Source organism: Microbacterium sp. UBA1097 (genome assembly GCF_002313585.1).
GTDB lineage: Bacteria > Actinomycetota > Actinomycetes > Actinomycetales > Microbacteriaceae > Microbacterium.
On sequence record NZ_DCBW01000049.1, the window covers coordinates 26140 to 43976 of the forward strand.

At 67.3% G+C, this 17837-nt stretch carries 18 protein-coding genes and 1 pseudogene; 10 read left to right on the plus strand and 9 right to left on the minus strand.

Going from position 1 to position 17837, the window contains the following annotated elements; translation table 11 throughout:
- Positions 1–71 precede the first annotated feature (71 nt).
- Complete coding sequence (locus B4F19_RS12420; protein ID WP_292735371.1) at positions 72–689, plus strand: methyltransferase family protein; 618 nt, start codon at positions 72–74, stop codon at positions 687–689.
- Between the two features lie 47 nt (positions 690–736).
- Here B4F19_RS12420 and B4F19_RS12425 read toward each other — a convergent pair whose 3' ends face one another.
- From B4F19_RS12425 to B4F19_RS12435, 3 genes are read right to left on the minus strand one after another with little or no spacing between them, the layout of a single operon-like run.
- Positions 737–1543 (minus strand): M48 family metalloprotease, encoded by an 807-nt coding sequence (locus B4F19_RS12425; protein ID WP_292735374.1) that lies wholly within the window; start codon positions 1541–1543, stop codon positions 737–739.
- A gap of 4 nt (positions 1544–1547) precedes the next feature.
- Positions 1548–1931 (minus strand): BlaI/MecI/CopY family transcriptional regulator, encoded by a 384-nt coding sequence (locus B4F19_RS12430; protein WP_292735377.1) that lies wholly within the window; start codon positions 1929–1931, stop codon positions 1548–1550.
- A gap of 59 nt (positions 1932–1990) precedes the next feature.
- Entirely contained in the window at positions 1991–2608 is a 618-nt protein-coding gene (locus B4F19_RS12435; RefSeq protein WP_292735380.1) for a DUF5134 domain-containing protein, read from the minus strand.
- A gap of 98 nt (positions 2609–2706) precedes the next feature.
- Between B4F19_RS12435 and cmtR the strand changes: the two genes are divergently transcribed.
- From cmtR to B4F19_RS12460, 5 genes are all read left to right on the plus strand, one after another.
- Entirely contained in the window at positions 2707–3084 is a 378-nt protein-coding gene (gene cmtR, locus B4F19_RS12440; RefSeq protein ID WP_292735383.1) for a Cd(II)/Pb(II)-sensing metalloregulatory transcriptional regulator CmtR, read from the plus strand.
- Between the two features lie 116 nt (positions 3085–3200).
- Positions 3201–5195, plus strand: coding sequence for a heavy metal translocating P-type ATPase (locus B4F19_RS12445; RefSeq protein WP_414683165.1), 1995 nt, complete (start codon positions 3201–3203; stop codon positions 5193–5195).
- A gap of 192 nt (positions 5196–5387) precedes the next feature.
- A complete protein-coding gene (locus tag B4F19_RS12450) occupies positions 5388–6044 on the plus strand; it encodes a DsbA family protein (RefSeq protein WP_292735386.1) in 657 nt (218 codons plus the stop codon).
- Between the two features lie 87 nt (positions 6045–6131).
- Entirely contained in the window at positions 6132–7412 is a 1281-nt protein-coding gene (locus tag B4F19_RS12455) for an Nramp family divalent metal transporter (protein WP_292735420.1), read from the plus strand.
- Positions 7413–7427: 15 nt separating this feature from the next.
- Positions 7428–7808: a hypothetical protein gene (locus B4F19_RS12460; protein ID WP_292735389.1), complete on the plus strand. Its 381-nt coding sequence runs from the start codon at positions 7428–7430 to the stop codon at positions 7806–7808.
- Between the two features lie 38 nt (positions 7809–7846).
- Here the strand turns inward: B4F19_RS12460 and B4F19_RS12465 are convergent, their stop codons facing one another.
- A complete protein-coding gene (locus B4F19_RS12465) occupies positions 7847–9877 on the minus strand; it encodes a heavy metal translocating P-type ATPase (RefSeq protein WP_292735392.1) in 2031 nt (676 codons plus the stop codon).
- A 79-nt stretch (positions 9878–9956) separates the two neighbouring features.
- On the opposite strand from B4F19_RS12465, the gene B4F19_RS12470 reads away from it, so the two are divergent.
- On the plus strand, positions 9957–10286 hold the full coding sequence (locus B4F19_RS12470) for an ArsR/SmtB family transcription factor (protein WP_292735394.1): 330 nt from the start codon (positions 9957–9959) through the stop codon (positions 10284–10286).
- Positions 10287–10382: 96 nt separating this feature from the next.
- Here the strand turns inward: B4F19_RS12470 and B4F19_RS12475 are convergent, their stop codons facing one another.
- From B4F19_RS12475 to B4F19_RS12495, 5 genes and pseudogenes are all read right to left on the minus strand, one after another.
- Positions 10383–10562 (minus strand): hypothetical protein, encoded by a 180-nt coding sequence (locus tag B4F19_RS12475; protein ID WP_292735422.1) that lies wholly within the window; start codon positions 10560–10562, stop codon positions 10383–10385.
- A gap of 49 nt (positions 10563–10611) precedes the next feature.
- Positions 10612–10890, minus strand: a pseudogene (locus B4F19_RS12480) (zinc-binding dehydrogenase); the annotation flags it as partial.
- Positions 10891–10964: 74 nt separating this feature from the next.
- A complete protein-coding gene (locus B4F19_RS12485; protein WP_292735397.1) occupies positions 10965–11399 on the minus strand; it encodes a hypothetical protein in 435 nt (144 codons plus the stop codon).
- Positions 11396–12121 carry a DUF2637 domain-containing protein gene (locus B4F19_RS12490; protein ID WP_292735400.1) on the minus strand — a complete coding sequence of 242 codons (726 nt, stop codon included), beginning with the start codon at positions 12119–12121 and terminating at the stop codon, positions 11396–11398. Before B4F19_RS12490 ends, B4F19_RS12485 begins: the two co-directional genes overlap by 4 nt.
- A 32-nt stretch (positions 12122–12153) precedes the next feature.
- Positions 12154–13242, minus strand: coding sequence for an ArdC-like ssDNA-binding domain-containing protein (locus B4F19_RS12495; RefSeq protein WP_292735402.1), 1089 nt, complete (start codon positions 13240–13242; stop codon positions 12154–12156).
- A 593-nt stretch (positions 13243–13835) separates the two neighbouring features.
- Here B4F19_RS12495 and B4F19_RS12500 point away from each other — a divergent pair.
- From B4F19_RS12500 to B4F19_RS12510, 3 genes are all read left to right on the plus strand, one after another.
- Positions 13836–15524, plus strand: a complete 1689-nt coding sequence (locus B4F19_RS12500) for a ParB/RepB/Spo0J family partition protein (RefSeq protein ID WP_292735404.1) — start codon at positions 13836–13838, stop codon at positions 15522–15524.
- A gap of 85 nt (positions 15525–15609) precedes the next feature.
- A complete protein-coding gene (locus B4F19_RS12505; protein WP_292735407.1) occupies positions 15610–16494 on the plus strand; it encodes a DNA-processing protein DprA in 885 nt (294 codons plus the stop codon).
- 889 nt (positions 16495–17383) lie between these two features.
- A partial coding sequence (locus B4F19_RS12510) for a hypothetical protein (protein ID WP_292735409.1) occupies positions 17384–17837 on the plus strand: 454 nt, incomplete at its 3' end.

Genomic DNA, 17837 nt, shown 5'->3' on the forward strand with positions numbered 1-17837 from the left:
CCTCACGCCCCGAACAATAGTCAGCTTATACTGACCGTACATCGGCTGGTGACCAATGAGGGAGGGGTGTGATGATCGCCGCGGCAATCGCTCTGGGCCTGTACTTGGCCTACCTGCTTGTCACGTTCGGGCTGCGCGCATGGCTGCTCTACCGAGGCACCGGCACCACCGGATTCAACGGCTTCACCGAACAGCCAGGATCAGCGGGCTGGTGGGGCGGAGTCCTGTTCGCCGTCGCCGTCCTGACCGGCCTCGCCGCACCGATCCTGCAGCTGACCGGCGCCATGCGACCAATCGCCGTCCTGGACAGCACTCCGGTGTTCATCGCGGGGATCGTCGTCACCCTCGTCGGAGCAGCGATCACCCTGGTCGCGCAGCAGGCGATGGGCCGGTCATGGCGCGTCGGCGTCGACCACGATGAGACCACCGAGCTCGTTCGAGACGGCATGTTCGCCATCGTCCGCAACCCGATCTTCACCGCCGTCATCCTCACCGCGATCGGCCTCGCCCTGATCGCCCCGAACCCGGTCGCCATCGCTGCCGCTGTCATCCTGATCCTCGCCATCGAACTGCAAGTGCGCGCCGTCGAAGAGCCCTACTTGATCGACACCCACGGCACCGCGTATCTCGACTACGCGCAAACGGTCGGCCGGTTCATCCCCGGCGTCGGCAAGATCGCCCGCACCTGACGCGAAGGCCTGCGGAAGGTCGCGTCCGGATGCTGGCCTCTCCGGTGTCAGATCCGGATCGGCTCCGGCAGCCGGCGGCGCGCCGCCGTCGGCCAGCGCCGGAGCGTGAGGCGCTCGGCTCTGACAGCCAGGCCGGGGTCGTCCGTCGCGGCCGCGAGCCGGGTCAGGGCGTTGGCGAGGTGCGCGGCTCCCGCCTGCCGTGCCGCGGCGTCATCCGCGACCAGCTCGATCAGCAGGCTCGTGGCGCGCTTGAGGCCGCGGCCCGCTCGCAGTGCTCGAGGGAGGCACAGGGCATTCAGCTCGGCGATGCGCATCGCCCAGCCATGGCGAAGACGCAGATGGGCGTACTCGTGCGCGATCACCGCCTGCAGCTGTGGCGCCGTCAGCAGATCCCGCATACCGGAGGACACCAGGATCTCCGCGGGTCTCCCCGGCGCGGCGCACGCCACAGGGGAGGGGGCGTCGAACCAAACCAAGGTGAACCCGCGGCGCTCCTCACGCGCGACCGCAATCGGGACCAGACGAGCGAGCGCCTGCTGGTGGGAGTGAGCCAGAGGCTCAGCCGACACGCCGACGAACGCGATCCCGGCACCGATCGCACCGACCCCGAGCCACGCGGCCATCGTGACCATGATCGCCTCGGCCGCAGTGGGTGCCGCTCCGGCGTTCAGAGCCGCGGCGATCGTCGTGACGACGGAGCCGAGGACCAGCACGCCACCGCCGAAGAACGCCCCGAACCACAGCGTCAGAGCGATCCGCGGATGCCGCACCTGCCAGTGCCCAACGGTCAGCACGCGCGGAGCGAGCATGAGGACCAAGACGGACGCGGCAAGAAGGGCGCCAGCGGTGATCACGGCGTCACCGACGCTTCCGCGAGGAACCCGACGTGATCGCCGCGCGAAGGAGCTCGACGTCCTCTGCCGCGAGGTTGCCCGCGAAGCTCAGCAGCGCCGCCTGGCGATCCTCGGCACCGTCCAAGGCGGTCATCATGGACACGCTGGCGTGCTCATTCTCGCTCTGCGCCGCATGGAAGCGAACCTTTCGGGGCGAGTCCCCGGAGCGGACGACCTGCCCTTTCTGATGCAACCGCTCCAGCGTCGTCATCACCGTGGTGTACGCGGGCGTGTGACCCGTGAACTGTTCCTGGATCTCCCGCGCGCTCACCGGCTGGGCGGAGCCCCAGAGGATGCGCATGATCTCCGACTCGAGCTCGCCGCGTTCACGCGTGCGTTCACCGGGCATCGATCGCCTCCTCGCGGAAACTCTACAAGATGTGGATATCCGGATCAGGCTCCAGGGGGTCACCCGTTCATCAACAGCAACATCGCCGCCATCCCCGCCGCCATCGTCGCATGACAGGCGACATGCAGCCGGTGATGGCGAGAGGCGATGAAGCGGTAAGCCCACCACCCGAATGCAGCGACGCTGAGAACCACGAAGCACGCGTTGATCGCGTCAGCCCACGCCGGGGTGCTCATCAGGGTGAGGCCGCCGTCCGCCACGGTCTCATGCCCTGTGGTCATGCCCGCCTCCGGTGCATGACTCATGCCCATTCCTGCCATCAGCAGCGGCATCGCCGCGAGCATCCAGACCATTGCCGCATTCAGTAGGACGTGCCCGACCAGGTCGACACGCTGCGCTGCCGTCTCCCCCCGGCGAATCGACGGCAGGAGCGCGATCGTCAGGACGGTGAACAGGCCAGCCTGCGCCCACAGGGCAAACTCGGACTCCATAGACCACGCCATCCAGATCATCGCGGCAGACATCAGTAGGTGGTTGAGGTCGATCAGGATCTCCCCGCCGAACCGAGCCTGCTTGCGTCGAATCCGCCCCAGCCGACCAGCCAGATCGAACGCACAGACTAAGCCCGTGAAGGCGAACGCGAGCGTGAGAATGAGATTCCAAGGGGAGCCGATCACACCGAAGAATCTACTACAAGATGTAGAGATAATCCGGCCTCGCGGAGAATGGCCATCCTTGTCGACACATTGTTCAGCTGGCGATGTATAGTCATTGCATGCTGACTATTGCTTCGCGCGTCGACGTCATGAACAGGCTGGGTCGGGCGATGGCCGACCCGACCCGGTCGCGGATCCTGCTCGAACTGCTGTCCGGACCTGGGTATCCCGCGCGTCTGTCGGAGACCCTGGGGCTGACCCGCACGAACGTGTCGAACCATCTAGCGTGTCTGCGCGGGTGTGGGATCGTCGTGGCGACGCCGGAGGGGCGGCAGACCCGGTACGAGATCGCCGACCCGCACCTCACCAAGGCCATCACCCTGCTGGTCGACACTGTGCTCGCCTATGACGACGGCGAGCCCTGCATGGACGAGCACTGCGACGTGCCGCTGTGCTGCGCGCCCGTCGACGAGGCAGCAGGGGAGGGGGACCGGTGAGCGAGGAGTGCTGCGGCCCGGACGAGCCTCGCAAGCCCGTGGCGACGGTGCGGCGGATCCCGCTGCGCACACTGCCGCCCTCGGGAGACGCCTGCTGCGGCCCCGAGCCTGATGCCGTGCAGCGGAAGGCTCCCGCCCGTCATGACGCTGGTGACGCGTGCTGCGGCCCGGATGAGGCGGCGCACGGCCACGATGACGAGCACGGCGAGGTCGAGCACGAGGTGCGGCCGCCTTGGTGGCGTGACCCGGCGCTGCTCCCGTCCGCCATCGCCGGCGTGACGCTCCTGGCCGGATACCTCTTCGAGTGGTCCGGAGTGCCGGTTCCGGCACTGGTGCTGCAGGGGATCGCGCTGCTCGCCGGCGCGTACACGTTCGTGCCCGGCGCGATCCGCCGACTGCTGCGCGGACGCCTCGGCGTCGGCCTGCTGATGACGATCGCGGCCGTCGGCGCGGTCGCCCTCGGCCACGTCGGGGAGGCGGCGACCCTGGCGTTCCTGTTCTCTCTGGCCGAGGCGCTCGAGGACCGGGCGATGGACCGGGCGAAGGAGGGGCTGCGGGCTCTGCTCGCGCTGATCCCGGACTCGGTGCGTGTCTCCCGCCTGGCCGGGGATGTCACGATCCCGGCCGCGGAGGTCCGGGAGCTCGATATCCTCGTCGTCGGCGCGGGGGAGCGGGTCGCCACCGACGGCGTCGTCGTCGAGGGCCGCTCGAGCCTGGACACCTCGGCGATCACGGGGGAGTCGATCCCGGTCGAGGTCGGCCCCGGCAGCGTGGTAGCCGCCGGATCCGTGAACGGCTCGGCCACCCTGCGGATCGAGGCCACCGCGGACGGCCGCGACAACTCGCTCACCCAGATCGTCGAGCTCGTCGAGCAGGCCCACGCCCGCAAGGGCGAACGCGCTCGCCTGGCCGACCGCATCGCCCGCCCCCTCGTGCCGATCGTGCTGATCGCCGCCGCGCTGGTCGCCGTCTTCGGATTCATCGTCGGCGACCCCGGCCTGTGGATCGAGCGGGCCCTGGTGGTGCTCGTCGCCGCCTCGCCCTGCGCGCTGGCCATCGCCGTGCCCGTGACGGTGATCAGCGCGATCGGGTCGGCGTCGAAGTTCGGCGTCGTGATCAAGTCCGGCGAAGCTTTCGAGCAGTTCGGCACGATCCGCACCGTCGCGCTCGACAAGACCGGCACCCTCACCCGCAACGAGCCCCAGGTCGTCGAGATCGAAGCCGCCGCCGGCCGCACGCGCGAAGACGTGCTCGCCCTCGCCGCAGCCCTCGAAGCGACCAGCACCCACCCGCTCGCCGCGGCGATCACCGCCGCCTCACCCGGCACCGCCCCAGGCGAGGACGTCGTCGAGGAAGCCGGCCACGGCATCATCGGCCGTGTCGGCGCCACGCGCCTGCGGGTCGGCAACGTGCGCTGGCTGAACCCCGGCCCGCTGCAGAGCAGGGCCGACGACATGGCCGGCGCAGGGATGACCGTCGTCGTGGTCGAAGCCGACGGCCAGATCGCCGGACTCATCGGCGTCCGCGACGAGCTGCGGCCGGAAGCGGCCGAGACCATCCGGATGCTGAACGCACAGGGCATCCGCACCGTCATGCTCACCGGCGACAACGAGCGCACCGCCCGCGCCCTCGCCGCACAGGCCGGTGTCACAGACGTGCGCGCCGAGCAGCTCCCGAAGGACAAGGCCGACGCCATCGCCGCGCTCGTCGCCGAAGGCCCCACCGCGATGGTCGGCGACGGCATCAACGACGCCCCGGCCCTGGCGACCGCCACGGTGGGGATCGCGATGGGCGTGAAGGGATCGGCGGCCGCGATCGAGTCCGCCGACATCGCCTTCACCGGCAATGACCTCCGACTCATCCCCGGCGCCCTCGCCCACGCCCGCCGCGGACGCCGCATCATGACCGTCAACATCGGCCTCGCGCTGGCGATCATCGTCGTGCTGTTCCCCCTCGCCCTCTTCGGCATCCTGGGACTTGCCGGGGTGGTGCTCGTCCACGAGGTCGCCGAGGTAGTTGTGATCCTCAACGGCGTCAGCGCCGCCCGGCGCCCCGCATCGACCCGACTGCAGCAGCCGGCCGAACTGCAGCCGGCGCTCACGCATGCATAGATCGCACCGAGGCGGCCTCGTTGCCAGCTGCACTACCGGCCACCTGAAAGCGGCATCCATCCTCTCCTTCGTGATCCGGGATGGCCTGGACGAACAACCCTGACCGCCCACCCTCTCGCCCGAAGGACACCCCCGCTGATGAGCACCCGGACGAAGCCCCGTTCTGCCCCGACCCCGCCGCCGAAGAAGCGCATGAGCACTCCGCTGAGGGCCACGATGATCTCGATCATCGTGGTGCTCGTGCTCGTGATCGCCGCGACCATCTACGTGATCGCTACCCGCCCGCAGGCCCCTGACCCGGCCGGAGCCGAAGGTGCGCTGCCGGGCACCCGGAACAACACGCACGTCCTGGACCAGGCCGGCCCGGATGCGCCGACACTGGTGGAATTCCTCGATTTCGAGTGCGAAGCCTGTGGAGCCGTGTACCCCGCAATCGAGCAGGTGCGGGAGCAGTACGACGGAAAGATCAACTATGCGTTCCGATACTTCCCGATCCCCAGCCATGTGAACTCGATGAACGCTGCCCTCGCCGTCGAGGCGGCGGCGCAGCAGGGCCAGGCTGAGGAGATGTACGACATGATGTTCCAGAGCCAGTCGGGATGGGGTGACCAACAGGTCGACCACTCCGACCTGTTCCGAACGTTCGCCGAGGGGATGGGGCTCGACATGGCCGCATACGACGCGGCCGTCGCGGACCCGGCCACCAGGGAGCGGATCGAGGAGGACTCGGTCGACGGCCAGTCGATGGGCGTCTCCGGCACGCCGACGTTCTTCCTCGACGGGGAGAGGCTCGAGCTGACCCAGCTCAGCGACCTTACCGACGCCCTCGACCGGGCCATCGGCGACTAGCTTTCCCCTCCTCCTCGGCCCCCGCCGACGTATGATTTCGGTGTGCCGAAAAATGCCCTTGTTGGGCGTGTTGCTGACGAGGCGACGATCCGCCGGTCGCCTCGTCGCTTGGCATGGCTGATCGGGCCGGCACTCGTCGCAGGGGTCGCCTACCTCGACCCTGGGAACGTCGCGAGCAACATGACCGCGGGCGCCCGATACGGCTACCTGCTCGTATGGGTCGTCGTCCTGGGCAACGTCATGGCGTGGCTGATCCAGTACCTCTCGGCCAAGCTCGGTGTCGTTACCGGTCAGAGCCTTCCAGAAGCGCTGGGCCACAGAATCCGGAGTCCGTGGGGGCGGCGCGCGTACTGGCTGCAGGCGGAGCTCGTCGCGATGGCTACCGATATCGCCGAGGTGATCGGCGGCGCCGTCGCCCTCTACCTGCTCTTCGGCGTGCCACTGCTCTGGGGAGGTCTCATCACAGGGGCGGTGTCGATGACACTGCTGATCGTGCAGTCGCGCGGTGGCGCCAAGCCATTCGAGTTCGTCATCATGGGACTCGTTGCGGTGATCGCGATCGGTTTCGGCTACGGAGTCTTCGTGGCACCCCCCGACGGCGCCGGAGTGGCCAGCGGTCTCATGATCCGGTTCGACGGCACGGATTCAGTCCTGCTGGCTGCATCGATCCTCGGGGCGACGATCATGCCCCACGCGATCTATGCTCACAGTGCGCTATCGCGAGACCGCTTCACTGCAGTCTCGGCGCAGAACGGAGCGAAAGCGGCCGCGACGGTGTCACGGGGGGTGCCCCTGGAGAACCTCCGCGGGATCTCGACCTCTCGACTGCTACGCGCCACCCGATGGGATGTCACGATCGCGATGCTGATCGCCGGCACGGTGAACCTCTGCATCCTGTTGCTGGCAGCGGCCAACCTTGCAGGTGTGAGCGGAACCGACACGCTCGAGGGCGCATACGCCGCCCTTCACGACGGCATCGGCCCGGCCGTCGCGACGCTCTTCGCGGTCGGCCTGCTCGCCAGCGGGCTGGCGAGCACATCGGTCGGAGCGTATGCGGGCGCGGAGATCATGCGTGGCCTCCTCCTCGTCCGAGTCCCGCTGCTCACCCGGCGACTGGTCACGCTCATCCCAGCTCTCGCGATCCTCGCCTTCGGCGTCGATCCGACACTCGCGCTGGTTCTGAGCCAGGTCGTGCTGTCCTTCGGCATCCCGTTCGCGTTGATTCCCCTCGTCGTCCTGACTGCGAACAGGGGATTGCTCGGCAGATTCCGCAATCACGGAATCACGACGGCGGCCGGGATCGCGGCATCGGCCTTCCTCGTCGTGCTGAATGCGCTGCTGCTGTGGCTCATCTTGACCGGTAGGTAAGGCGGGCTCTCTCTCATGAATCCGTCTTCGGCGTTCCGGCACATCCTCGGCGGTGTCGTCCTGGTGGCGTCAGTATGGGGGTCGGGATGCCTGCCCGCCGTAGCCGCCCAGGAGGTCTCGGTTTCACCTCCGCCCGTCGCAGCGACCGAGATCGTGGCCGAGACCCTCGCTGCCGACCCGCCCGTGGCGAGCATCGAGCCGCACACCGATCCGACAGCCACGACGGACAGGATTGCCGGCGGGTCAGAGGATCCGTCGACCGGGGGAGTGCTGGCGGCGATCATCGGAGGGAGCATCCTGCTCGGCGCCGCTGGCCTGATGATCCTGTCCGTCTGGTTGCGACGCTACGCAGCACGGATCGGACGCAAGCCCGAAGCGGATCCACCGGGCCGCTGATCCCCGATCCTGCCCTAGGCCGCCAGACGCCCGCGGCCTCAGTGGGAGGGGCGGTCTTCGTGGTCGATACCAGCGTGCTCTTTGCCACGCTCGAAGCCCAGGAGGCGAAGAGCGTTGGCCACGACGATGAGTGTCGAGCCCTCGTGGATGAGCACCACGGCACCGATGTTCAGCCCGATGAAGGTGGCGATCACCAGGAGGACGACGATCGCGAGGCTCGCGATGAGGTTCTGACGGATGATCCGGCTGGTCGCGCGGCTCAGACGCACGGCGAACGGGACGCGTCCCAGGTCGTCGCTCATGAGAGCGATGTCACAGGTCTCCAGTGCGACGGTGGAACCGGCAGCCCCCATCGCGATGCCGATGTCCGCGCGAGCCATCGCGGGCGCGTCATTCACGCCGTCCCCGACCATCGCGATGGGGCGATGCGTCTCGGCAAGACGAGTGATGTGCGCAACCTTGTCCTCCGGCAGCAGCTCACCGATTGCGGTGTCGACGCCGACCTCGCGGCCGACGGCATCCGCGACGCGCTGGTTGTCGCCGGAGATCATCACGAGCTGGCCGACGTTCGCGCTTCGCAACACGCGGAGCACCTGCGCGGACTCGGCGCGAGAGGTGTCCATCACGCCGACGACTCCCAGGAACCGATCACCGCGTCGGACGATCATCAACGTCTGGCCGGAGTCGCGCGCCTCCGTGTAAGCGATCTCGACTGACGAGGGGAGGGTGAGGCCCTGCTCGTCGAACATCCGCAGGTTGCCGACCTCGACGATCTCTCCGTCGACCGTGGCACGTACACCGCGGCCGACGACGGCGTTGAGGTCCGACGCCTCGACGCGCTCCGCCTCGGACACCTGACCTGCGAGGTCGCGGACGATCGCTGCTGCGAGCGGGTGATCGCTGAGAGACTCCACGGCGACCAGGATGGGGACGAGGAGGCTCCCGTCCACGCCGTCCACGGGAGTGACCGACGTCACCTGCGGGTTGCCCCAGGTGAGGGTACCGGTCTTGTCGAAGGCCATCGCCCTGACGCGCCCCAGGGTCTCCAGCGGAGCACCGCCCTTGACCAGCACGCCGGCGCGGGCCGCTCGGGCGACTCCAGCGAGAACGGCCGCCGGCGTCGCGATGGCCAGTGCGCACGGGCTCGCGGCCACGAGGACAGTCATTGCGAGATAGAAGGCATCCGTGAACGGCTGCGAGAACACGGACATCGCGACCACCAGGGTGGCGGCCACGCCGAGGATCACCGCGGGCACGTACCACCGCTGGAAACGGTTGATGAACTGCTGCGTCGGTGACGCAGCCTGGTCGGCCGTGCGGACCAGCTCGACGACTTTGCTCAGCGTCGAGTCCGCGGCTGTCGCCGACACCACGACCTCGAGCACCCCGGAGCCGTTCACCGTGCCGGCGAACACGCGATTCGAGGCCGGAAGGGTATCGACGGTGCGCATCGCCCGCTCGCGATCCGCGACCGGCTCCTTCTCGATGGGCATCGACTCACCGGTGACCGCCGACTGGTCGACGGCCGAGATCCCGGCGATCACGAACCCGTCCGACGGGATCCTCGAGTTCGGGCGCACCATCACGACATCACCCACCACGATCTGCTCCACCGGAACCTCGACGGGATCGTCGTCCCCGCGGCGTACCAGGGCGGTCCGTGGTGCGAGCTCAGCCAGCGCTTCGATCGACTTGCTGGCGCGGCTCATCGCGTATTCCTCGAGAGCGTGGCCGAGGCTGAAGAGGAACAGCAGCACTGCGCCCTCCGCCCACTTCCCGATCAGGGCGGCGCCGATTGCGGCGACGATCATGAGGAAGTCGACCTCGAACTTGCCCCGCAATGTCGATGCGACCGCCGTGCGGACAGTGAAGAAGCCACCGAAGAAGTAAGTGGCGATGAACAGGACCAAGGGCAGACCCATCAGCGGCAAGCCGACCGCATACTCTGCGATCATCCCCGCGGCGTAGGTGATGCCCGCCACGATGGCGAACCACAGCTCCCATCGGGCGGAGCCGTGCGCGTGCTCCTCTATGACGGCAGGAGATTTCGTGGCAGTCGAGGTAGTCATACCTCAACAATACATCACAAGAACATGATACTATGATGTATGTGAATGATAATCGTGCTCATGAGAGAGGAACTCGCCTATGAGCAGTTCGGTGGAACCAGCGTCCGCTCCGCTGTCAGCGGGGGATGCCGTGCGGCTAGCTGAGATCATGCGGGCGCTGGCATCACCAGTCCGGCTCCGCATCCTGAGTGTGCTGCGCATCCATCCCAGCACGGTGACCGATCTCGGCATGCAGCTCGGCATCGGACAGACGACGCTCTCCAACCACCTACGGCTTCTCCGGAATCTCAGCGTGGTCCGCGGCGATCGTGACGGACGGCACATTCACTATGTGCTGTTCGATGATCATGTCGCAGATCTTCTCGACGAAGCCATCGGACACCTCCGCCACCTTCCCGGCGATCGTTGACCGCTTGACATTAGCCGAACACGGCGGCGGGCCATTGGGTGGGTGTGCTAATTCTCATTAGTCGGTCGTCATTGCACGTCTTTTGAGGAATGGATCTCAGCCGAGTTCGCCTGTGATCACCACGCGGGTGACCGCGGGGTCCTGCAGTGCGTCGCAACCGGCGTCGATTTCATCCACAGCGATTTCCTTCGAGATGGGCTCGTCGAGTCGGAAGCGGCCCTGCAGGTACAGGTTTGCGTGAAGCGGGATGTCGTGCTTGGGCGTTGTAGAGCCCATGTCGACGCCCCGGGATGCACATTTGTTTGCCGATGAGGCCGATCCTCTGCATCGGCACTGTAGCGGTGGGGTCCAGGAGGGCGGCCCAGCATAGGCCTTCGCCCGGGCGAGCTATGCCTACGACCTCCTGGGTGACGGCGGGGATTCCGACGGGATCGAACGCGCCAACCGCACCGCGTTCAGTGATCCGCTGCACCTCGGCGGCCGGATCGGTGGTGGTCGAATTGATGGTGTGTGTGGCCCAGAATAGCTTGGCCTTCTCGAGCTTGTTGTCGGCGACATCGACGGCGATGAGCGTGGCTGCGCGGGCGACCACGGTTCCATTCATCGCGTTTAAGCGCACACTACCGACCGGCTCTTCGCTGCCCAGCGCACAAGGCTCGGTCTCCAAAGCGATGCCGCTCAGATGCCCTGACGAGTCACCACAGGTTCGCTCTGCTGCGGTCGCCCGATGACGGGGCGCGGCGTGCCCAGCCCTCGTACCCGCTCGCCGACGGCCTGCGCCACCTTCCTTGTACCGGCTACCGTGGCGTCCCGCGCAGCCCGGTGCAGTCTCTCCTGCCCGTGACTGATCGCGTCCGCGACACGTTGGCTGCTGTGTCGCATCAGTTCCGATGCGGGCATCCACGTCAGCCGCGACCGGTCCTTCACCTGGGCGGCGATGCGCTCCCGACGCGCCGCCAACGCCGGGTCCGACAAGCGAGCCAGCGCGTCCGAATCCATTTGCGCCGTCTCCACATGCTCCGCCTCCGCCTTTCGTTCCGACGCCACAGTCACTACCGTGTCCCTGCCATCGCGCTCCAGTGGGATGTACCGCTCGTCGTCACCGGTGTTCATGATTCCTCCTTCTCCGCGGTGGTTTCGGACCGCTTCGCGACTGATTTCATCCACCGTCCGACGGTCGTCGGATGGACACCGAGCTCAAGCGCGATCTGTCTGTTCGACAGACCCTGCATGCTCAATCGGATCGCGTCTTCAGGCCTGCCCATATCCGCGCGGGCCCGGCTCGGCGTAGATGATGCCGCGTGCGTGTTCTCTGCCGCGACTGCTGTCCTCACTGTTCCGGACATCAACGCTTGAACCGGCATACGCTCGGACCTTCCTTCCTGCACCAGGGTCGTGGCCGGGTCGACATCGGCATCCTCACCGACGGTCGGCATGGCGCGGCGGTAGCGGCCCAGCTCCACAGTCAAGTGCGTGGCCGCAAGCAGTACGATCGGTGGCACCGATGCCACGAGCGCCGCCACTATGCCGGGCACGGTTTCGTCGGCGGCGACCAGCGCGTGCGTGATATTCGCCGTGATCGACACTAGCGCCGCCCCGCCCAACAGCAGCCATGGATACCGGGTCGCCGCCCGCCCATACGGCGACAAAGCGACCACCGACATCGTCGCGATGACGATTACCCCGTCCACGATCAACGGCCATACCCACGCGAGCCCCACCGCGGTGCCCGCGCGGGACGCGAGGTCCGCGAGCGCGGTGAACGATAGCCAGAACGCTCCCACTCCCAGCAGCACCGTGCCGATGATGGACGCGCCCACCACCCATGCGCCCATCCGCCGTTCCACGGACGTGCTCGTTGACGTCGTCACAGCGCTGGAACCGACACGTCAATGCTCGTCGTCGATCGAACGGGTGCCGCCCCGCCCAACTCGACTGTCCGGGCCTGCGACGTCTTGCGTTCAGCGCCAGGGCCGGAGCGGTCAAGCCCTGGTGGGTAACCGTCGCCGATGCCCGCATCCGGCAACTTGTCGAGGATATCCAATGCCACGCGACGCACCCGCTCGCCGGTCTCGCGCACCACGTCCACCGGTTCCTTGTCCGCCACCGACTGCGCCCACGTCGCGACGTAGGGAATCGTGTAGTCGCTGGTGTCCATGCCGTATGCCGCGCCGATCATCATCGCGACCGACTCCGCCTCCACCTCTCGGATGCCGCGATGATGGGTGACGGCCTCAACCGGATCGTGCATACGGACGTGCCCGAGTTCGTGCGCCAGCGTCTTCACCCGCGCTGCATCGTCCATGTCCGCGCGAACCGCGACAACCTTCGTGTCGTAGATCGTCACGCCATTCGCTCCCCAGATGGAAGACGCATCCGCCGCGTCCTGCAACTCGAATCCCTCCGTCGCGACCTGCGCGGCGAGCCCCGCCCACAGCCCAGCCGGCGCCTCTCCCTCCAGCAGCCGCGGCATTGGCCGCTCCGGGATCTCCGACCCGCTGGTCTGCGTCACATCCCACACGTACGCAGGCTTCACGTTGACGATCTTCGAACGCACCACCTCGCCCGCGGCAGGCTTCTCCCGAGCCTGCAATCGGCGCCACGACATCGGATCGGAAGGATCTTTCGACGCGAACCGCCCCATCACCGGGGCGTAGATCATGTACCCGGACTGGCCCTTGTCCACCGACCGGTCAAGTTGCTTCCACTGGTTGAACCCCGCTACGTACGTCGGCACCGGCGTCGACACTCGCCCCTGCTCGTATGCGTCAGCATGCTGGGCGTAGATCAGCAGGGTGTTCCGAAAACTCCGCGATCTGAACCGGGCTGCGAACTCGATTGCCCGCTTCCAATCCTCACCCGTCGTCAGCCCCGCGACGGCAGTCTCGAGCTTCTCCGCCATCTCGTCGAGCTTGGTTTCACGCGCCGCCTGTACTTCGGCCGGGGAACGTCTCATTCGGGCCACCCAGACCACCGCCTTCACGTCCGCACCGACCACGCTCGGATCGGCTATTCGTGAGGACAGGTGCGCGCGTCACACCCCACAAGTCCGTGCCGGAGGTAGCCACGCGTGCGCGTCACTCCCTAGCCGCCAGCGCAGGTGTGCCGGACAGGTCCTCGAGAACGCACCGCTGGCTCCGTGGGCCATGGGCCATCACGCCTACTTGCCACCGTGCACGGCCCATCCTGGTCGCCGTCGCGCGCAGATTTCATTCCCCGAGTTGCGGGCTGCCGCTGCCGCCGCTTCTGCACGGATAGTCAGGCGGTCACCGCTGACGCGGTGGCAGCACTGGTTGGGCAATCCTGCGGATTGCCTTTCGGCTGCTTGATTGTGCGGGACCATTCCCTTCTGCGCAAGGCACGCAAAAACTCTCCCCGATAGTCGATCTCCTTCCCCTGGTGTCGGGAGGAGATTTTTTGACTCTTCGGCCTTGCGCATTCATTCCTGGCCCCTTTTCTCGGCATGTGCCGAAAGGCAATGGCACGGAGGGAACAGCCACACCACCCGGTGTGACCGCCCTCCGGGATTCAGGAAAGGAACCGAAAGCCATGACCATCATCGACACCACCCCGACCCAGGCCGCAGACCTCACCCCCGCCGAGGAGGCCGTGCAGGGGCCGGAAGTTCGCCGGATCAGCCCCCACACCCTCGTCGTGGAGGACAACATCCGTTCACAGGTCGACCTCGACCGGGCATTCGTCAACTCGATCAAGCTCCACGGCGTGATCGTGCCCATCCTCGCCCACCCCGACCAGAACGGGAACATCATCGTCCGCGACGGACAGCGCCGCACCCTCGCCGCCCGCGAGGCCGACGCCGAGGACGTTCCCGTCTACGTCGTGGACGCCTCCGACGAGAAGCGCATCCGCATCATCCAGCAGTACATCACCAACGAACACCGCGCAGGACTCACCGACACCGACCGGGCCGAGGCATGGCGGCAGTTGGCGCTGGACGGGATGAGCGTCACCGCCATCGCCAAACAGACCGGCACCAAGCGCACCACCGTCAAGACCGGCCTCGCCGTCGCCGAAAGCGACATCGCCAAGACCGCCGTCACCCAGCACGCCCTCACCCTCGACCAAGCACTCATCCTCACAGAGTTCGAGGACGACCCCGACGCGCTGGCCGAACTCACCAGCATCGCCGCACACGACCCGGAATCGTTCGACCACTACGCCCAGCGGCACCTGGACGACAAGGCCACCAAGGAAGAAATCGCGGCCCTGCGCGCCCAGTACGAAGCAGACGGATACACCGTCATGGACTACCCGGCATGGGGCGACGAGGACGTGGCTTTCCTCCACGACCTGCTCACCGCCGACGGCGAGCGCGTCACCGAAGAGAACTACGCAGGCAAAGACGGGCACGCCATCGCTATCGGGGAGCGGTGGGGGAGCATCGACATCGCTCACGTCGTCGTGAACTGGCGCGAGCACGGCCTGACCTCCATCCGACACAACCAGCCCAACACCCGATCCGGGTCGATGACCGAGGAGGAGAAGGCCGAACGCCGCCGCGTCGTCGCCAACAACAAGGCATGGGTCAGCGCGGAAAAGGTGCGCCGCGCATGGGTGACCAAGTTGCTCGGACGCAAACGCCTGCCCTCCCAGGCACTTGCATTCGCGGCAACCGTGATCGCAGACAACCGGCACGAGGTCGCGCGCGCCGCAAGCGACGGGCACGACATGGCAGCGACCCTCCTCAGCCTCGACGGCCAGCGCCACTACGGACAGCCGCACCCCATCGCCGCGATGACCCAGGCCACCCCGACCAAGGCAGGACACGCCCTGCTCGCCGTCGCACTCGGCGCTCTGGAAGCGGCAACCAACAAGAACAGCTGGCGCAACCCCGACCAGGCGACCCGCGCGTACCTCGACCAACTCGCCGCCTGGGGATACACCCTCTCCGACGTCGAAACCCTCATCACCGACCCCGACAGCGCCCACCGAGCCGAGGACACCACCAACGACGCCGACACCCCCGCCGACGCGGACGCCTCCACCGAGGAGGAGACCGGCGAGGAGGTCAACGGCGAGGACACGAGCGCGGACGAGACCGACACCACCAGCCCCGACCCGGAGCCGGAGGAGGAGGCCCCGCTCGACAACCCTGCCGAGGCCGAGGAGGTCGAGGTGTCCGAGGAGTCGCCCAGCGAGACGGACGACGCCGACGCCGCAAGCGACGACAGCGACGATGAGCCGACCGTCGAGGACGAGCCGGCCGACGCGGCCTGACCCACCGCACCACCCACGGCGGGGCCGGTCATCGCATCACCGGTGACCGACCCCGCCCCTCCCCACCTCATAGGAGCACACAATCATGAACACCCAGATCCTCGACCAGATCACCGCCGACCCCGGCCAGCAGGAACGTTTCGCACGCATCGCGCTGGCCTGCCTGACCATTCCCGGGGAGCCCAATCCTCCCGCCGCGCGCCTGACCGGCACGAACGGCCCGGCTGTGGTCCAGCACATCCTTGAAACAACCCCGCACCCCCTCGCGGACACACCCGTCATCGAGACCATCGAGCGCGTCGCGGACGGCACGCACACCGTCATCATTCCCGGAGACCCGCAATGGCCCACCGGTCTGGACGACCTCGGACCTGACCGACCCGTCGCACTCTGGGCAGTCGGAGACCTCACCCTCCTCGCCAGCGCCCCCGGCCAGACCGTCACCCTCACCGGCGCGAGAGCCGCCACGAGCTACGGCGACTACACCGCCGCCGAACTCGCCCACGACCTCACCCGAACCGGGCACAGCATCGTCACCGGAGGCGCGTACGGGATCGACGCCGCCGCAACCCGCGCAACCCTCACCACATCCGGGCATGCAATCGTCGTCCTCGCATCCGGCATCGACCGCCCCTACCCGGCAGGCAACATCGGCCTGCTGCATCAGGTCACCGAGCACGGACTCGTGCTCACCGAGACCCCGCCGAGTGCTGCACCGACCCGCTCCCGGTTCGTTGCACGCACCCGCATTCTCGCAGCCCTCTCCGCTGCAACCGTGATCGTGGAAGCCGGAGCACGCTCGGGCGCAGCCCACGTCGCGCACACCGCGCACCGCCTCGCGCGCACGGTGGGAGCAGTGCCCGGCCCGATCACCAGCACCACCAGCACGGGATGCCACCTCCTCATCCAAGCGGGCATCGCCCGCCTCATCACCAGCGCGAACGACCTCGCGCTCACGGTGGACGAGTAACCGCCAGCACCCCCGGACGGTGCCGACCACACCACGATCCACGGCCGGCATCGACCAAACCCCTCGCACACCGCGCCCTGCGCCCGACCCTCACCCCAGCACCACGACCAGCCCACGCCCGCAGCCACCTGTACCTGCTCCGCCGCCTCTTGACCCGAAACCGGCGCCGCAAACCTCCTCCACCACGCTCCGCACCCGTTCTTCTCACATTCGGATACACGTCTTGCATTTACACGCCGTGCCCCCGGCGCGACCGCCCCGAAGGGTACGCTCAGGCACCCGCGCTCCGCGCGGTCGTAAACCCCGAATACCACACCAGATGCGTCGCCGAAACCGGAGAGCACGGGACCGTTTCGACCGGAGCAAGAGCCACGATGCCTCGCGCGCCCGCCACCGGACACGCGGAGGCGACGGCAAGAGTAATCTGCGCTTGCCCGAGCCGTCGAAGAGTAAAAGCGAACGGTCGACGAGTACAAAACTCGAGAGACCCAGGCCGCGCCCACCCGACGCGGGGGAGGGCTCACTACGTCCAAGCCGACGCGATCACCCGCATTCCCGCAGAAGATGCAAGCATTGCCTCTGAAGCAACGAGGAAGCGATGGGTCAGATGGAGCGCGCCAGCGTTGCAGAAACAGCGCGAAGCGTGCTGCACCACCCGGCAGGACAGTAGTGCGCGCCGCGTGCACACAGCAGCTGAGGCGCTGCAACAGTCCCGTTCGGAGCCGTGCAACAGGGGGCTTCACGAATGCTGCAGCACCAAGTAAAATCGAACTCACCAGGCGAGCAATACACGATTGGCGTTTCAGGACGCACCACCGGTGCGAAGGGGCTCAGCCACCAACAACACAACCGAGCACGCACGTGCTCGACTCGTTGAAGGAGGCCCACCATGTTTCTCATCTCCCTCGCCATGCGCCCCGCCGCCGCCGTCTACCACTGGTGCCAACGCTGGCTCCCCAGCAACCGCCTCACCGCACTCCTCCGTACTAGACGCGGACACCGATGGGGGATCCCGGCGGCGCTTCTCGGCGTGATCTACTTCGTCGCGGGCGTGGCCTGCTACGGAGCCGTCAGACTCGGCCACACCGAATGGCTTTACCTCGGCATGCTCATCTGCTGGTGGACTGCCCTCAAACTCATCGCCCATGGCATCACCGCCGCCATCCGACTTCTCGGAGCGCGCACACACGAAAACCTCGCAGTTCGCCGCGCGATCCGAGACCGAGAACAAGCCGTGGCAGAGGCAGGCATCGAACCACTCGAATACAGCAGTGCAGACCGTCGTCGCGTCCTGCGCGAAGTCCGCGAAGAACTCAACGCTAGACGGTATGTAGTAGCCCTCT

Coding starts and splice junctions, on each gene's coding strand:
- B4F19_RS12450 (WP_292735386.1), top strand. CDS start 5,388: ATGAGCACTCCGCTGAGGGCCACGATGATCTCGATCATCGTGGTGCTC.
- B4F19_RS12460 (WP_292735389.1), top strand. CDS start 7,428: ATGAATCCGTCTTCGGCGTTCCGGCACATCCTCGGCGGTGTCGTCCTG.
- B4F19_RS12465 (WP_292735392.1), bottom strand. CDS start 9,877: ATGACTACCTCGACTGCCACGAAATCTCCTGCCGTCATAGAGGAGCAC.
- cmtR (WP_292735383.1), top strand. CDS start 2,707: ATGCTGACTATTGCTTCGCGCGTCGACGTCATGAACAGGCTGGGTCGG.
- B4F19_RS12505 (WP_292735407.1), top strand. CDS start 15,610: ATGAACACCCAGATCCTCGACCAGATCACCGCCGACCCCGGCCAGCAG.
- B4F19_RS12420 (WP_292735371.1), top strand. CDS start 72: ATGATCGCCGCGGCAATCGCTCTGGGCCTGTACTTGGCCTACCTGCTT.
- B4F19_RS12485 (WP_292735397.1), bottom strand. CDS start 11,399: ATGAACACCGGTGACGACGAGCGGTACATCCCACTGGAGCGCGATGGC.
- B4F19_RS12470 (WP_292735394.1), top strand. CDS start 9,957: ATGAGCAGTTCGGTGGAACCAGCGTCCGCTCCGCTGTCAGCGGGGGAT.
- B4F19_RS12430 (WP_292735377.1), bottom strand. CDS start 1,931: ATGCCCGGTGAACGCACGCGTGAACGCGGCGAGCTCGAGTCGGAGATC.
- B4F19_RS12495 (WP_292735402.1), bottom strand. CDS start 13,242: ATGAGACGTTCCCCGGCCGAAGTACAGGCGGCGCGTGAAACCAAGCTC.
- B4F19_RS12490 (WP_292735400.1), bottom strand. CDS start 12,121: ATGGGCGCATGGGTGGTGGGCGCGTCCATCATCGGCACGGTGCTGCTG.
- B4F19_RS12475 (WP_292735422.1), bottom strand. CDS start 10,562: ATGGGCTCTACAACGCCCAAGCACGACATCCCGCTTCACGCAAACCTG.
- B4F19_RS12500 (WP_292735404.1), top strand. CDS start 13,836: ATGACCATCATCGACACCACCCCGACCCAGGCCGCAGACCTCACCCCC.